This is a genomic window from Pseudoalteromonas sp. APC 3358 (assembly GCF_030408075.1).
GTDB classification, from domain to species: domain Bacteria; phylum Pseudomonadota; class Gammaproteobacteria; order Enterobacterales; family Alteromonadaceae; genus Pseudoalteromonas; species Pseudoalteromonas arctica.
The window spans coordinates 234580-251218 of the sequence record NZ_JASDCE010000003.1 but is presented as its reverse complement, the minus strand read 5'-3'; the positions used below and the strand labels follow the sequence as shown (position 1 = coordinate 251218).

Annotated in this window: 10 protein-coding genes; 3 read left to right on the top strand and 7 right to left on the bottom strand. The window is 37.5% G+C overall.

Features of this window, described 5'->3' with window-relative positions; genetic code table 11:
- Window positions 1-13: 13 nt before the first annotated feature.
- The 6 genes from QL995_RS06285 to bcsR are packed head-to-tail and all read right to left on the bottom strand — an operon-like array spanning window position 14 to window position 10788.
- Window positions 14-3832, bottom strand: coding sequence for a cellulose synthase subunit BcsC-related outer membrane protein (locus QL995_RS06285; protein ID WP_290293756.1), 3819 nt, complete (start codon window positions 3830-3832; stop codon window positions 14-16).
- A complete protein-coding gene (gene bcsZ / locus QL995_RS06280) occupies window positions 3823-4953 on the bottom strand; it encodes a cellulose synthase complex periplasmic endoglucanase BcsZ (RefSeq protein WP_010555125.1) in 1131 nt (376 codons plus the stop codon). Before bcsZ ends, QL995_RS06285 begins: the two co-directional genes overlap by 10 nt.
- Complete coding sequence (bcsB, locus tag QL995_RS06275) at window positions 4953-7199, bottom strand: cellulose biosynthesis cyclic di-GMP-binding regulatory protein BcsB (RefSeq protein WP_197209479.1); 2247 nt, start codon at window positions 7197-7199, stop codon at window positions 4953-4955. The genes bcsZ and bcsB overlap by 1 nt, the downstream gene beginning before the upstream one ends.
- Complete coding sequence (gene bcsA, locus QL995_RS06270) at window positions 7192-9861, bottom strand: UDP-forming cellulose synthase catalytic subunit (protein WP_290293755.1); 2670 nt, start codon at window positions 9859-9861, stop codon at window positions 7192-7194. The genes bcsB and bcsA overlap by 8 nt, the downstream gene beginning before the upstream one ends.
- Before the next feature lies 1 nt (window position 9862).
- Window positions 9863-10579: a cellulose biosynthesis protein BcsQ gene (bcsQ, locus tag QL995_RS06265; protein WP_290293754.1), complete on the bottom strand. Its 717-nt coding sequence runs from the start codon at window positions 10577-10579 to the stop codon at window positions 9863-9865.
- Window positions 10580-10599: 20 nt separating this feature from the next.
- Entirely contained in the window at window positions 10600-10788 is a 189-nt protein-coding gene (gene bcsR, locus QL995_RS06260) for a BcsR/BcsP family cellulose biosynthesis protein (RefSeq protein ID WP_007581346.1), read from the bottom strand.
- Between the two features lie 114 nt (window positions 10789-10902).
- Between bcsR and bcsE the strand changes: the two genes are divergently transcribed.
- From bcsE to tyrR, 3 genes are all read left to right on the top strand, one after another.
- Window positions 10903-12525 (top strand): cellulose biosynthesis protein BcsE, encoded by a 1623-nt coding sequence (gene bcsE / locus QL995_RS06255; protein WP_024589431.1) that lies wholly within the window; start codon window positions 10903-10905, stop codon window positions 12523-12525.
- A 169-nt stretch (window positions 12526-12694) separates the two neighbouring features.
- Window positions 12695-14275 (top strand): cellulose biosynthesis protein BcsG, encoded by a 1581-nt coding sequence (gene bcsG / locus QL995_RS06250; protein WP_165734740.1) that lies wholly within the window; start codon window positions 12695-12697, stop codon window positions 14273-14275.
- Window positions 14276-14468: 193 nt separating this feature from the next.
- Window positions 14469-16025: a transcriptional regulator TyrR gene (gene tyrR / locus QL995_RS06245; RefSeq protein ID WP_007581355.1), complete on the top strand. Its 1557-nt coding sequence runs from the start codon at window positions 14469-14471 to the stop codon at window positions 16023-16025.
- A 28-nt stretch (window positions 16026-16053) separates the two neighbouring features.
- On the opposite strand, the gene QL995_RS06240 is transcribed toward tyrR, so the two are convergent.
- Window positions 16054-16548 carry a hypothetical protein gene (locus QL995_RS06240; protein ID WP_290293753.1) on the bottom strand — a complete coding sequence of 165 codons (495 nt, stop codon included), beginning with the start codon at window positions 16546-16548 and terminating at the stop codon, window positions 16054-16056.
- Between the last annotated feature and the right edge of the window lie 91 nt (window positions 16549-16639).

Sequence of the window (16639 nt, the reverse complement as noted above, 5' to 3'; positions counted from 1 at the left end):
ACCTTATGCCAAGTTAAAACTCAGCATAAGGAACAATAGGGGTGCCTGGAAACTCAAGTGTTCCGTACACAGGATTAAAGTAGTAACGTATATAAAGCTGACCAAAATTTGGTTCGTAAAAGTCAGAACGATCGATGGCTAAGTAGCCACCAAAGAACCAATTCGGCGTTATTCTATACTCAAAACTACCTTCAAGATTATATGAAACACCAGAACTTGTTTCACCTTCAAATACAGGATCAACACCTGTTATTGACTCTCTATCATATGCAGCTATTTGCAAATCGCCATCATTAGGGAAGAAATCAATAGATTGAGTTTTTGTTTGCGAGTACGAAACACCGGTTTTTAATCGATAAACAAAATCATCGCCCCAACGCGCGTCATAAGTGAGTGGCACAGATAAACCTACATAGTTTTGTGGGCTGTAATAACCACCATGACCCCATGTTTCTTCACTTAAATTATACTTGTATGCCCAATGTAATAAGCTAGCGCCTGCGGTGAATTCACGCTCTTGATTGCTAATTACACGGTAATAAGTACCGCCCATCATACGATAGCGTTGGTTGTCTTTTACATTTTGGCCTTTATATAGGGTAAAGTCGGCGCTTGACCAAAAACCCCATTTTCCGCCTAAGTCGTGTGATACATTAGCCGTTAGGCCTGTAGAGCGTACACCACCCCAAACTTCACCTGTTTTTACATCTTTAAGACCTGCATAAGAAAGTACCGAGCTTGTAACTGGGCGTTTTTCAAGTTCTAGGCTGTATCCAAAATCACCAAAACTGTCTGCGTAATTTACACCCCATACAATATCTTCAATTAAAAAGCCAAGTGGAGTTGTACCTACATCAACACGCCAGTTTTCATTTTGCCAACCAATACCTACATCTACACCACTTTCCTCAGGTGTTACTTCATTGATTGAACAGGTAAAAATACACAGTGCACCTTGTCCATAGCGGCTGCCAGCAAATTGCTCATCAAAGCGCGTTGTTTGTGCGCTAATAGTAGTCGGGTCTACTTTAATAAACCCTTGGCCTTGCCAAAGCGGAAAGTAAGCTTCAATCGGGACTAAGCCCGCACCAAGTGTTGCTTCGCTTTCGGTGCTTGTTTGCCCACTAAAGTTAACACCAATAGCAATGTATGCTTGGTTTTTGTTTTGCTCGTTTATTAGCTCTCTTTTAGCACCGTTTACATACCATTCATCGTTTTTATCTATTTTTGAAAGCGCTCCGTAAAGCTCTTTTTCATTTAATGTACGATTAGGAAATAGGGTTTGCGCGTACCAAGATTGTGCTTGTTCGGTTTCGTTGAATTTGCTGGCTACTTGAGCGCCTAAATAACGTAGTTCTTGATCGTTGGGTGACTTTTCAACAAGTTGCTTAGCTAAGTAAAGTGCATCCCCTGAGTAATTAAACTCATTGAGAGATGACATGATTTGGCGTTGCAAATAACCTTCTTGCGATGTGGTTTGCGTAATCGCTTTTTGCGTAACTTCTTTTGCTTGAAAGTCGTCCCCAAGTTCTATGTATGCATTAGCAATAGCGAGTAGTGCTTGAGGTTCAATGGTTTGTTTATTTTGTACTTTTTGCTGGTACAAAATAACGGCCGCTTCGCGTTGTTCAAGTGCTAAATTTGCATTAATAAGGGCAGTAGTTGTTGCTGGAGTATTTTTATATTTTTGATCCAGCTGGTTAAGCTTAGCGATTAAATCACTACCATTGTAATACTGAGTAATATAGCTATTTTGTAGCTGTACATATTGAGTTGTTTCGTTTTCAGTTGCGCTCTCTGGTAATACGTACTTTTCAAACCATTGCTTCGTTTTATTTTCATCACCTTGCTCTAAAAGCCACTCACCATAAAGTGTATGCCAATAAGCAGAAAGAGAAGGCTCAGCTTCCAGTGCTTTGTTTATAAGTTTTATAGCGTGTTTTTTTTCATTAATTCGATACCAGCTTCGCGATAACTCTGCCTGCATAGCGGGTGTTAAATTTTGTGCCTCTAGGTTGCTTAAATGATAGATTGCAGTGGCTTTATCTTTAGCATCAAGGTGGCGCTCACTTTGTGTCAAAGACTCATTAAGTTGCAGCTGCTGTTCAAGCGCAATAATGTCTTTATCTCTGGATTTAAATGGAATGTACTGCAATGTTTTAATAGCACCTTGATAGTCATCAAGAGAGCGTAAAAAAAGCGCGTGGCTGTAACGAATCTGAGGGTTTAACGGAAATTGCCACAGCACATTATTAAATAAAGCGCGGGCCTCTTCTGTCAGCCCCTTTTGTTGGTATATAAAGGCTAAATCGTAGTATAACCAAGGCTGTTCTGGCGCTATTTCAATAGCGTCTTTTAGTACTTTTTCGGCTTGCTCTAAATCTCCCGACTGTGCAAACGTATTTGCCTTTGCGCGGTACTGACTACTTAATGATACAGAATAAGATTCTTTAATTAGTTTCTTTTGATTAAACGATAAACTGTTGTAAAAAGAGGTTAGGGCTTTTTCATTCTGCTCTAATTCAGCTATTTCAAGTAGACCTATTAAAGCGCTGCTATTAAGTGGATCACTTCTTAAAACAATTTGATATGTAAGTGCAGCCTGTGAATATTGCCCTTGAGCAAATTGTAATAAACCTTTGTTATATATTACTGTATTAGTTTCTTGTTCTAAGGTGGCTGCTAAATCAAGCTTAAGCTTAGCCGTTTTAAATTCTTTATTATTAATGGCATTTTTAGCTTCGCGTATATAAAGCCAAAGCTTAGCTGTTTTTGCTAATTCTTGTAGTGTTTCACGTTCAGCGAACTCAGTTGTGTACTTTTGTGCACGAGTAAAATATTGATACGACTTTTGGTTTTCACCAAGGCGTAAATAGAGTGTGCCAAGGCTTCGCATTATAGCGCCGTCTTGCGGTCGGCCTCTTAAAGCTTTTAAAAGTAAAGGCTCTGCGGCAGCAAGTTTATTTTTCTCAAGTAATCTATCGCCCCTAACCCAAAGCTGATAGGCGGGGTCGGCAAGAAGTGTTTGACGTTTTTTATAATCTTTTAGAAAATCTTGGTATTGTAATTCACCTTTACTACTAAAAGGATAAAGAGTGAAATAGCGCTGATACTGCTTAACTGTATCATCCGTTAAGGGCATTTCTAGCAAAGCACTAAGCCAAATATATTCTACTTCATTAATAAAAGTAGGGCCTGCGCCATATTTACTTAAAATATCAATCGCTTTTTTATCTGTAAGATTACGCCTAAGTAGGTGACGGGCATAAGCAATTTCTATCTGCGCAATACTTGGGTAGCTTTGAGCTAATTTATTATAGCCTTTTTTAACACTTTCCCATTGGGAGCTATCTTGTCCATACCAGCTTAAATGCTCAAGCTCGTAATCTAATGTAGGGTAGACGTTTTTAAAAATATTATTATAGATTTCGCGAGCTTGTTCATAACGACCCGCGCGAGCCAATAATTTAGCTTGCTGAATTGAAGATTTGTCTTTTCCTTCAGTACGAGAAAGGACTTTTAGCTTTTCAACGCACGGAGCTTGTTTGGTAAGCCCATTATCTATTTTACTTAGTAATTGGTTGGCTTTCGCTGATTCGCCATTGGCAAAATCATAACGCGCTACCGCGCACTGTGTTTCTATGCGGGCAGGGGCAATAGCGACTAGCTTTCGTAAGCTATCTTCAACTAGTTTTTTATTTTGCTGTGCTTCACCAATACCTATTTGGCTTAATAACCAATCAACAGATTGCGTATCAATATCGTTGACTGTGTTAGCGCTTAATCCAGAGCTAAGCGCTAATGTGCAAGCGAGGGCAAACCTTAACGGCATTCAGTGCTCCATACCGGTTGTAGCGTCCCATCTGCTGTAATTGAAAAACGCTTATTTAAAGCACTTGTACCAAATAAGTTAAGTACGCTGTCGTAATAACGAGTCTGGGTAAATGATTTATCAATCATTAGTTTTTGCTGGATCGCCATTACTGTAGAATTATCGTTATTAGTCGCTAGTAAAGGTAATAGAGCTGAGTTAAAGCCTAGAGGGCCTCTTTTTTCAGATTTTCCTGATTTAGCAAAAGTATTTAAAGGCACGTAACCACGTTTATTAATTGTTTCTATAAAAGGGTTAAATTGCGCTAATAGCTCTTTTTTATAAGGTGCGTTGTCTGCCATCATACTTGCCCATAAATACACTCTAATAGCGTTGTAACTGCCCAAGTCGCTCGTTTTTTTATCGTAATAAAAGCCGTTATTTGCATCAAACATTACCCAGTCAGGGCTAACACCTTGCTTTGCTGTATCTAAAATCAACTTTGCTGAGCCTTCGTGCAGTTGATGCCAAGGCGAGTGTGGATAAAGCTTTTTAAACTGCTGATAAATAAATAACGGTGAGTAGCTTGGGTTTAACTTAAAACGCTCATTATCAAATTCAAAACCAGTAGGGGCGGGTAGTAATGATAAACCTAGGCCCGAAATATAGGCGGTTTCTTCACGCATTATTCGTTGTGCAAGTACGGCTGCTAATATGCTGTAGCGGCGGTCATCCCAAAGAATAGCAGCTTGCGATAAACTGTATGCTATCCATAAGTCAGAATCAGACGCTGGATTTGAATCTAAAATTCCGCCAACATTTTGATTGTTAACACCCCATTGCCATGCCGGTAAACGAGTGCTTAAATCACCTTCTGATAAATGTTCTTGCGTCCAATCCAGGACTAGGTCAAACATTGCTTTGTCATTTGCTACGACAGCAAAAAATAAGGCATAAGATTGGCCTTCAGAGGTTGTGACTTTTTGCTCACTCCCCAAATCAATAACGCGACCATCTTGGCTTATAAAGTTACTTTTAAACGTTTGCCATGCATCCCATGGTTGGCATTGCTCTATTTGTGCATTGGCATTAAAGGTAAATAATGCAATCACGGTAAAAAATACATTAATGAGTGACTTCATTACTTATCTCCTTCAGCTAAGCGCTTGTATGTTAATGCTTGTAGTAATCGCCATATAATAAATGAGATCAGCAGTAGTGTTAAAATAGACAATAGTGCCAGTACAAATGGGTGATCCGATAAATGGAACCAAATTAGGGTATGCACAGGAATGTGACCAACAAAATATTGTTCATCAGTTTTAATTGTCTTAATGCCTTGAGAATTTATGACCGCAGCACTGCCTTTAATTTGCGCAAGAGCTTCTGAACTCATTAACGCATCATCAAGTAGAGTAAAGGCTTTTTGTGATGTTGCACTAAGCGATACAATTGAACGCTCTGAATCAAACGGTGATTGAAAGCCAGTAATAACGGCCATATCACCACTACTTTTTATACTTACTTGGACTTTATCTGTTGTTTGCTCATCGTAAGCACCATTGTATATAGCTTGTTTAATAGCGCGCTGATTATTATCAAGCAAGATATTAGTTTGCGCATCTTCATCTAAGTTGTTAGCAATGCTATTAGGTTTGGCGATTACTAAGATGTCTTTATCATCTAAGTTGGCATCTTCATTTAAATGAGCAACACTTATTCTATGAGCGGGGTAGCCTGTAATAGCACCAAAGTGGCCTGTTAAATTAAACAATACAGATAGTGCTTTAGGTGATGGAACTTCATCTATCAATACTAAAGTTTGTTGTAAGTCTGCGTATTTTGTAAATGGGAATCCGCTGTTTGCAAATACATTTAAATCAGGTAAAGCCATGTAATGATCAAACCCACTTACATCAATGTTAGAGTTTCCATCAATTACCCCGTACTCGCCACCAGGTGGAGCAACGGCACATTCGCCTTTTTTAAGTACTGCAAATCTAAAGTCAAAATTTAACTCATTTCGGCTGGCAAGATTAATACCGTCTAATGAAAAGTCTTCAGCGCTTTGCGTTGTATCTGTATTAGCAATTAAAGGCAGCAACGTTTTAGCGGTAGTTAACGATGAGTCTTTTTTATCAAGTAAAAAACCACTTATAAATTCTTGGTTTATTAACATGTTTAAACGTGAATTTAATGTTTCGCTCTCTGGCGTATTACGGTATTGCAAAGTAATAGGAATACCTTTTTCACGCCAAGTAAATAAATCAGGTGCAAAACGAACATTTAATTTTATAGGGCCGTTGTTAAGACCCTCAGCTTGTAACTGAGTTGGGTAGTCAATAAGCTCGTCAAAGTGCACGGGACGATCGTTTCTTAGCCATCTCGGCGCATCATAAGCTTTACGCAGTGGGAGTTTGTTAATTGCCTCGATGCTTGCACTTCGGCCAGTCATAATTTTATGACCAAATACAAGACCAGTGACCGCTGTTTTTAAGTCTTTTTCATCACGCCCCAAAATTAACAGCATTTTATTGTATCTGTGAATAGGGCTTGAAATTAGCTCGACAGTTGGCTTTTCAACATCTGGATAATCTTTTAAAAAATCAGGTTTTGAGTCATTAGTAATAAACACCACGCTATGCTGCTCTGGTGCTTTATTTAAAACTACTGGAAAGTTAGCGCCACGCCAGTCAGCTTGTGCGCCAAACCAACTAGATAAAGTGGCTGCAGCTTCTATTGCTTGTGTATTAGGTGTGCTTGCAAATACAAAAGGTAAGTTTAATTTGTTGTAATCTTTAGCATCAAAAAATGGTTCTGGTAAATATTCAAGGCGGCTATCAATTGCTAACTGTTTTTGATCAAGCGTGATGTGGCTTGATTTGTTTATTTCAGTCCAAATTGAGCGGCTAAAGTAATCTTGGCATCGTAAATCGTAGTAGCCAACTAGTTCAAAGCGAATTTGGTTGTAGTCTTGAATGTATTTAGCATTTAGGTCTAGGCTATGACTTACCGTATTTTTTACAATACTTAATTGCTCATTAATAGGTAAAACAGTAACTAAGTTATCGTTAAAATAAACTTTTAAATGCGATACATTAGCCAGCAATGAAGGTGAGTTGGTGTACGAAAAGTTAAGCTTTAGATTAGTGCTTAATTTATCAATTCTATTTGTGAAATCGACTCGAGAATTATTATTCACGCCGTCGAGTTTATAGTCGTTGAACCCTAACTTTTCAAAGCTAAGACGTAAACTAGAAACCTGAGCGCTCTCAGGGTAGCCATTTACAAACATAGTTTTGTCGTGCATAGGCTCGATAGCGAGCACTTGATATGCGCTACTAATAAGTAACAATGTTAGAAATGTATTAAGTAACTTTTTAATCATAATTATTATGCACTATCGGTTTTTTTGGAGTAAATGAATTTATGTAAATGACAGTATTAGTCATAAACTTAATTATAGGTTGTAACGCTCTTGGGGCATGAAACAATAAATTACTAAAGCCCCGTAAACTGGTTTTTTGCACTTCTTTGAAGCTATACGATGGACGGTCATGTCTAAAGTTATTTTGCCAATCTAGCCAAGCATCTGCTCTGGAGAAAGTACATTGTATAAAAGCTCTTTGCTTTTCGAGAGATAAATCTTTAAGTGTAAGGCCAATTTGTTTTTTACGGGTATTACATACATACGTTGTAAACGAAAATTGCTTGTTACCGCGACTCATTAATAATTCAATTTTATCGTTAACGCGGCATAAATGTGCGTGTTCAGTCTCTATACCTACACCGTTATCTGAATAATCCGTTATTTTTACTTTTAAAGTATGACCATTTGCTAAACGAACGCCGGCAGGAAAGTTTGCCTTTATACGATGCGAGTGCCTCACTTGGCGAGCCTCAGCAGCAACCGCAACCGCAGCACCCAAAATAATAATATTATAAAAAGCCCAACCCATACTTATTATAAGTACGCCAATCTGGCTTGAATCACCTAAAAACAGACGTAATACACCCACTATTATTCCAAGTAAGTTAATAAGCAAAAGAATTAAATACGGTTTAGAAATCCCCCAGTCGTAATGCTCTTCATCATTTAAACCGCCTTTTTCGGTTACGTTAAATTTACCTTTATTAGGATTAAATAAAGCAACGGTAGTTGGTTTTAATATGTACCAAGCAAGTACTGACTCATACACTTCACCCCAGAAGGAGTAACGGTATTTACCTTGAATGCGTGAGTTAGTTGCTTTTATTTGAATTAGTGTCGGCACCACATAGATAAAAATAGCAATAAAAGGAGCATAAATTATGTAGGCATTAAAATATATTAGCGCCAAAGGAGCTGTTAAAAATACAATACGAGGAATACCCGATAGGAAATGCAGCATTGCGTTTATATAGCATAATCGTTGAGGGATGCTTAAACCTTTACCCATCAATGGGTTATCAAGCCTAAATATTTGTGCCATACCACGCGCCCAGCGAATACGTTGGCCTATATGCGCTGACAAGCTGTCGGTAGCAAGGCCTGCGGCTTGTGGAATGTTTATATATGCAGTTTTATAACCTGCGCGCTGCATACGAAGGGCCGTGTGAGCATCCTCAGTTACTGTTTCAAATGCAAAACCACCAATGTTATCAAGCGCTTCTCGTTTTAATACGGCACAAGAACCACAAAAGAAGGTTGCATCCCACATGTCGTTACCATCTTGAATCAATCCATAAAACAACATGTTTTCGTTAGGGATTTGACTGTGGTTATTAAGATTTCGCTCAAATGGGTCTGCTGAGAAAAAGTGGTGCGGCGTTTGAACCAAACACACCTTACTGTCTTTTAAAAATTGGCCCATTGTCATTTGTAAGAACGAGCGAGCAGGAACGTGGTCACAATCAAAAATTGCGATATATTCGCCATCGGTATAACGCATAGCGCTATTCATATTACCGGCTTTAGCATGATTGTTATCCGAACGCGCTAAATAACCCACTCCAATCTCGGCTGCAAAATCCTTAAACTCTGAGCGCTTACCATCATCTAATATATAGACATTTAGCTTGTCTGCAGGCCAATCGATACTTAAAGCAGCGAGAGTAGTAGGTCTTACAACGCTTAACGGCTCGTTATAAGTTGGAATATATACATCAACAGTTGGCCATAGGTCAGTGTCTTTAGGTAAAGGCACTGGTTTTCGCTCAAGCGGATTAACTGTTTGAAAAAAACCTAAAATCAGTACAAGCCATGCATACGTTTCAGCAAGTAGTAAGCCGCCACCTAGTGCAAGTGCAAGTGGATCATCCCAGTTTAAAGTCTCAGTGTAACGCCACCATAAGTAACGAGAAGAGGTAGTTACTGACAAGGTGATCATGACAATGGTTGCCATTTGGCCTTTTACTCGTTTAAGTGCATACGCAACTAATAAAATAAAGCTTATAAATACGGCTTGAGCTTCCAAGCTAAAAGGAATTGTAATGAATATTGCTAATAAAAATAAAATAAACGCGAGGATGACGTATTTAACTAATTTATTTTGCCATACACGTGCATCAGCCATGGCTTTAAATGCACTTTTTTTAGGGCCTTTTTTGTTTTTTGATAGTAGGCGTTTTAATAATTTACCTAACTTTAAATCAAACCAACGTAATTGCCTTAAAAGGTAGCTAACGCCATCATAGAAATAATTAACTGCATCTTCTTTTACTGAACTAGATTTAAGCTGGTTTTTGAAAAACACTAAAAAAACACTTTGAATAATAAAGCGTAATATATTTGAGTAAATATAGGTTCGGTAAGGCAACCTTAAATGAGGGTAGTAGTCATAAAGGGTAAACTCAAAGCTGATTTTATGCTGTTTAGTGTTTATAAATAGCGAGCTTAAAAGCGTAATAAAAGGCATTAAGAAAGCTTCAATTACATTTACTTTATGTTGATTAAAGTAGCTATGAAACTTGAATAAAATGTACCGAACTAACTTATCAGTAAATAAAATGCTCAGCAGCAAGTATAAAGTGCTGTGAATAGGGCGCTGATAAAATAGTGTAATGCTCATTTTATAAGGCCGCTTTACTAACTAGCCAACCAGCTAGTGTTTCAAAGTCATCGTTTGCGACACTATACGGCGCGCAATTAAGTGCTACATTTCTGTATGCGGTTGACTCTTTAATAACTTCGTCACTATTAATAAAAAAGGGAGCCATAAGGGGAAGTGTCGATTGCCATAGGGAAAATAAGTCAAATTCTAGCGTTGATGCAGAGTTATAGCGGTTAACTAAAAAGTAATGTTTCCAATTGGTATCTGAATTTTTAAGTCTTTGCAGGCGCCTATAAATTAAGCTGTGACAAATAGCGTCGCAATTAACAAGTTCAATTACAATATCGTCTTTCTCTAATGGGTAGTGAGAAATGTTAATATGTGAAGGGCAGTCAAAAAGTATCCAGGCTTCGTTGTTATAATTTAGGTTTTTGCATTTATTGACCATTTTAGTGATGTTATAGGTGCTAGTGTCGTCGTTATCACCAAATGGTAAAAATATAATGCCATCGTTATCTTGGTGAAAATGCGTAAGTGCATCTTCAAAGCGCACTTCATTACTCCAGCCTTTGGTGTATTTCCACGGTAAACCAAAATGTAAACCTAAGTCACTTTTTGCATCTAAATCGATAGCAACAACGTCAACGTCAGACTTTTTTAGCACGCATGCAAGATTGGCAACTACAGAAGTACTGCCTAAACCGCCTTTGATACCTTTAATGAAAACTCTTTGCAACGGGGTTACCTATCCTTAGTTTAACTAGTGTATGTGTTTAGTTCGTTGTTTATCTCTTTAAGCAATGCATATTTATTAATTGTATTATTATTTTGCTGCTTGTTTACTATTTCTATGTAGTCATCACTCTTTCCACCAAAACGCAGTGTAAGGTTTTCTATATCACTCGATGTTAACGTTTGTGAGTTTTTAGATGTTAAGTTGTTCATCTTTACCTTTACAGTTACTTTAATTATTTTGATTAAAAGTGGACAATATTTGGCTATTATATATAGAATAACGGTTAAAACTAGTAAAAAAGTATTTTTTATAGGGCATTTTAAGTGCATAACTTTAACATAACGGGATTAGAGCCTGCTGCAAAAGAGTTAAAATCGGCTTCAAGTTATGCTGTTTTAGCCCCTTTAGACAATTTTGCAATCGAATTAGCGTTACATTCAATTAACCAAAGTTTGGCTAATGATATATATATAGTTTCTCAAGAGGCTGAATCATTTTTTGATTCTTCTTTTTCTGCATCGTTAAATTATGCTTATGAACATAATCGAGTACATCCTTTTTCGTTGGCCCCAGAAACACAACACTATTCAATTGAGCGAATCAATTCAGGTATTATAAAAGAGATAAGTGCTTATAAACGTCTAAACGAAGCGCTCATTTTTGTTCATTTTAATACAACTCAGTTAAACAGTGCTGGCGAAAAAAGCTTAAAACTGATGATGAATGAGTACAACGATTTTGTTCGTCGTACCGGAGCTACATTACTATTTTTAATATCTGGGCCTGATATTGCTAACTACCGTTTTTTAGTTAGACGATTAAATAATGTATTTGATGGGCTGGTTTTTGTTGATAATGATTCTGCAATGCGAGTTCTTGAATATGATTATTGGCGCCATAGCACAGGTGTTATTGCTGGTGAACATTACCCGTTATTATTAAGTAATAATCAGTTTGTTGTTCAAAAGGGAATAATAAGCGAGAGCAAAGCACCTAAAAGTTCAGACTTTTCCGATGAAGACGATGTTTGGCTTGTGCAAAGTGCGGTGCCCGAAGGTACTAAATTACCAATGCACTATAAAAGTGTAAAAGATAATAATGACTTATTTAATAAAGGACCAAAGGTAGAAGCAGCGACCTTAATTTTTGCAGTAACGCGCTACACTGATTTAGCGTTATTAGGTAAGCAGTGTTTTGAACTTAGAAAAAACTGTGGGCGCTGGTTAAAGCTTGTTATTCAAAATGTTGATGGTGTTATTCGCCATCAAGATGAATGTTTATTTTTAACATTGGGTGTAAACCTTATTCTATATAGTTTTTCAGAGCCTTCTCGGCTGCTCTCACAAATTCAATCTATTCAAGGTTTTCAGTTTTCTAGGCCTTTACCTCCCTCAGTTGAGGATGTATTGAAATACACCGAAAACACTTTTTCGAAAGGATATTTACCTTTTATTGAGTTTACAAAACAAGTAGAAATTCATAGTGACTCAGCCGTTAATTTAGGTGTGAGTGGTGTGCTAGTAAAGCTTGAATTACTGCCACGAATCGACCCAATACACCCTTTGCATTTATTTCATATTAAACGCGAAGGTGATGTATTTAGTATTGCAGATAATACAGTTTATTTATATTTGCATGCTTGTAGAGAGAATGACGTTGATAATGCGATTAAGCATTTGTTTAAATTAAAAACAAGCGATTTTTTTGTACAGCAAAATGTAATTTCTGATCACTTTTACATTCAACAAGAATGTAAACAATTAAGGCGTTTTTATAAAGGTAAGAGTGTTGTAGATTTCTCGCAAAAACTTGCCGAGAATGATAGCTATAAATTTGCACCTGATATAGCAAACAGCGTTACTGAAAATATTAACACACCTGAATTTTCTAGCAAAAGCCGCCCAGATGCTAAGCCTTTTATAATGAAATTAAGAGATAACTTATGAGTATGAATCAGCTTTTAATTACCGTGTTTCTTGCAATGGTGCTTGGCGCGGTGCTTTGTATGCTAGGCAAATACATTTTATCTCAAATAACAAAATATTATTATAAGCTTACTTTTAAACATGAAGTACTAGAGCCTTATACACCAAATACAGTAAAAAAGGATAAGAAGTGAAATTATCAGGTTTAGGGGTTTGGAACCTTTATTTTTTAGTTAAGTTTGCTCTGTTTTATTATGGTGCAATTGATTTTAACGTATTAACTAATGCGGCTTTTGCTGCGTTGCTTGCGATTAAATTTAAACAGCCATTAATAGAGAAGGCAAAACATATAGTAGGTGCTGTGTTTGCTGTGGTATTACTTTACCAAGACTCATGGTTGCCACCAATAAACAGGTTGACTAAACAAGCGGGTAACGTTCAAGATTTTAGTTTTGGTTATTTTATTGAGTTATTAACCCGTGTTATTAACATTGATATGTTATTGGCTTTGTTCGTAATTAGTGTGTGTTTTTGGTATACATCGCAATGGATACGCTTTACAACAGTCACTATCGTTGGGCTGTTAGTTGTAGGATGGCAAGGGGGTAACTCTCAATCACAATTCGTTAATAATGTGGCTAACCCTGAGCCGATTACACAGAGTCAAAGTAATCCTCAAACACAAGTGATCACTCAGGCAGCACAATCTCCTGATCAAAAATTAGCTGATTTTTATCAACAACAAAGCTTATTAATGAGTCACTTTCCAAGCCAGGTAAATGGTGAACTGTTTGATGTAATTATTTTGAACATATGCTCAATGGCTGTTGCTGATTTAAATGCTATTGGTGTAAGTGTTACTGATATGTATAAAGACTTTGATGTGGTGTTTTCAGACTTTAACTCGGCTACATCATACAGCGGACCAGCTGCGGTAAGGCTACTGCGCGCTAGTTGTGGCCAAACTAGTCAAACGGCATTATTTAAAGAGGCACCTGAACAATGTCACTTGTTTAAAAACCTAGAAAAACTAGGTTATCAAAATAATGTTGTGATGAATCACGACGGACATTTTGATGAGTTTAAAGGTTTAATAAATAAGTACGGTGGCCTAGATAGCACGCCATTTAATATCGATTCAATGCCAGTGGCGCTTCGAGGTTTTGATAATAGCCCTATTTACTCAGATGAAGCTGTGCTGGATGGTTGGTTAGAGCAAGCTGATGATTGTAAGCCGTGTGCGATGTACTACAACACCACAAGTTTACATGACGGTAATCAGCTAGAGAATCAACCAAGGGTGAATAGTAAAGAGACATACCCAATCAGACATAAAAACTTGTTTGCTGATATTAACCAATTTGTAAAAAAATTAGAAAAGCGTGGTCGCAACGTTATGTTAATGATAGTGCCTGAACACGGCGCTAACTTAAAAGGTGATAAAGTACAATTTGCAGGATTACGCGAAATCCCTAGTCCTGCAATTGTGTCTGTACCTGTAGCGATTAAATTTATAGGCCCAGACGTACAAAACTACTCGCAAATTGTGGTTGATGATTCAACAAGTTACTTTGCGCTTTCAGAGCTGGTAAGTAAGACGCTGCAAACTGATGTGTTTGGTGGGAATAATAGTGTTGCTAATTTACTTGAAAACCTACCTAAAGCACCTAAAGTTGCTGAAAATGAAGGCACAATAATGATGTATGTTAACCAACGACCATTCATACAATTAGATGGTGGTGATTGGTCAGCTTACCCACAAGGTAAGTAGTCTCATAATAAGATTTAATAAACAGCACTGGTATAGTTAAATATAAATATCAGTGCTGTTTTTCTTCGTTTAATTACATCCCACCCTTTGGCTCTAAAAGCTGTTTTGTCCAAAAATGTTTACAATAAACTACCTTCTCAAAGCGACTTAGCGTATTATTCGGCTAATATAGTTTTTCCTTCTTTGAGGATGTATGCGTCTAGATATTCACTGTGCTGATCGAATTGGTATTGCTCAAGAAATCCTTAATATATTAGTTAACTACAGCGTTGATTTGAAAGGAATTGAAGTCGATTCTATAAATTGTCGTATGTACGTTAGTTTTCCCGAAATTGAATTTGAACAATTCCAAAAAATTATGCCATCGATACGTTTAATCGACGGTGTACATGATGTGCGTACCACTGCATTTTTACCATCTGAGCGTGAACACAACGAATTAAATACTTTACTACGTGCATTGCCTGATGGGGTTATCTCTATTGATGCCAAAGGTTGGGTACGTTTATGTAACGATGCAGCATGTAAAGACTTACAGCTAATTGAAAAAGACGTGATTGGTGCAAATATTAATAACCTGCTTAAAGGCTTTAACTTTACACGCTGGTTAGAAGGTAAAGAAGTACTCGGACAAACCACACGCGTTGAAGTTGCTGGTGAGGATTTTATTGCAGACATTTTGCCAATTGCAGTGCCTCAAGGTAGTGAAGGTGATGTACTTGCTGGTGCGGTTATTAACATTAAATCGCAAAGTCGGTTAGGGCAGCAAGTCAGTGCATTTAGACGTTACGGGCAAGAAAGCTTTGCTACTATCCATAACTTTAGTACGGCAATGCGCCGAGTTGTGCGCGAAGCACGCAAAATGGCGCAACTAGAAGCCCCTATTTTGATTACTGGTGAAACAGGAACAGGTAAAGAGTTATTAGCTAGAGCGTGCCATTATGCATCTAATCGTTCTGTTAAACCTTTTATTGCACTGTCGTGTGCTTCACTTCCTGATGATGTTGCTGAGTCTGAGTTATTTGGTTATGCCGGGTACGAAGAAAATGCAGCACCCAAGCGCGGTGTATTAGAGCAAGCCGATGGTGGAACTGTATTTTTAGATGAAGTTGGCGAAATGTCGACTCAACTACAAACTAAGTTACTGCGTTTTTTACAAGATGGTACGTTTAGAAAAGTAGGCGATGAGAACGAAGTTAAAGTAAATGTACGTATTGTTGCCGCTACTCAAAAAGACTTACCTGCAATGGTACAAGAAGGGGTTTTTAGAGAAGACTTATATTACCGTATAAACGTGCTTACTTTAGAAATAGCACCACTAAGAGATAGAAAAGCAGATGTAGGACCACTTGCAGAGCATTTTATTCAAAAATATGCGCAACAAAATGGTCATGCAATTCCTGTTTTATCACAAGAGTGTTTGAGCTTTTTACAAGAGTATCCGTGGCCAGGAAATGTTCGTCAGCTGGAAAATGCAATTTACCGTGCAGTGTCGTTACTAGATGATAGCGAGCTTCGCGTAGAGCATTTACAGTTACCAACTTTTACCCATGATTTAGGGTATTTAGAGTCTGATTTTGAAGGCTCACTAGATCAAGCTGTTAAACGTTTTGAAGCGACTTTACTACGCAAACTCTACCCAGCTTATCCAAGCTCACGTCAGTTAGCTAAGCGATTGGGTCTAAGTCACACCGCGGTAGCTAATAAATTACGTGATTACGGGATTAACCGAAAAACAGTAAAAGTGTAATTGACATAAAGAAATTAAAATATGGGGACTAATTTTTAGTGCCCATATTTTTTGTTACCCCATCAACTGCAATCGTCTCAATACCTTCTTCGTTAAAGTTCATTACGATACTGGCGTTATTACGAGTGAAAAAATAGCTACGGTCATTAAGTTCAATAACATAATCGCCTTTTACGGGGTCGCTAAATTGCTGCTTTTTTAGAGTGACTGTATGTTCGCCAATTAGCCATTCAAACTCTTCAATAAACCCATTATTAAATTCTTGAATCCATACTTGGCTGTCATCTTTTGAAAGCGTTATAGCTACCGAGTAAGAGCTAGGGATCTGCTCCATATTGTAACTTTTAGAGCCAATAGTGAATTTTTCTGCTTTTTGCTGCCATTCAAAACCAAATTTAAATTCTTTAACTACACCAGTAGGGTAAGTAACAGAGCCTTTACCCGGTAATGAAAAATCGGCAAAAGCATTATAACTAGGCACTAATAGAGTTAGCACAGTAATAATTTTTAGTTTTGACTTCATGAGTTATCTTTTTATTGTAATAGTGATTTAAGATTAAAGTAGAATATTCGTCTTCGCAAGGGGCTATGCTACACTCGAATAAATTTAACTG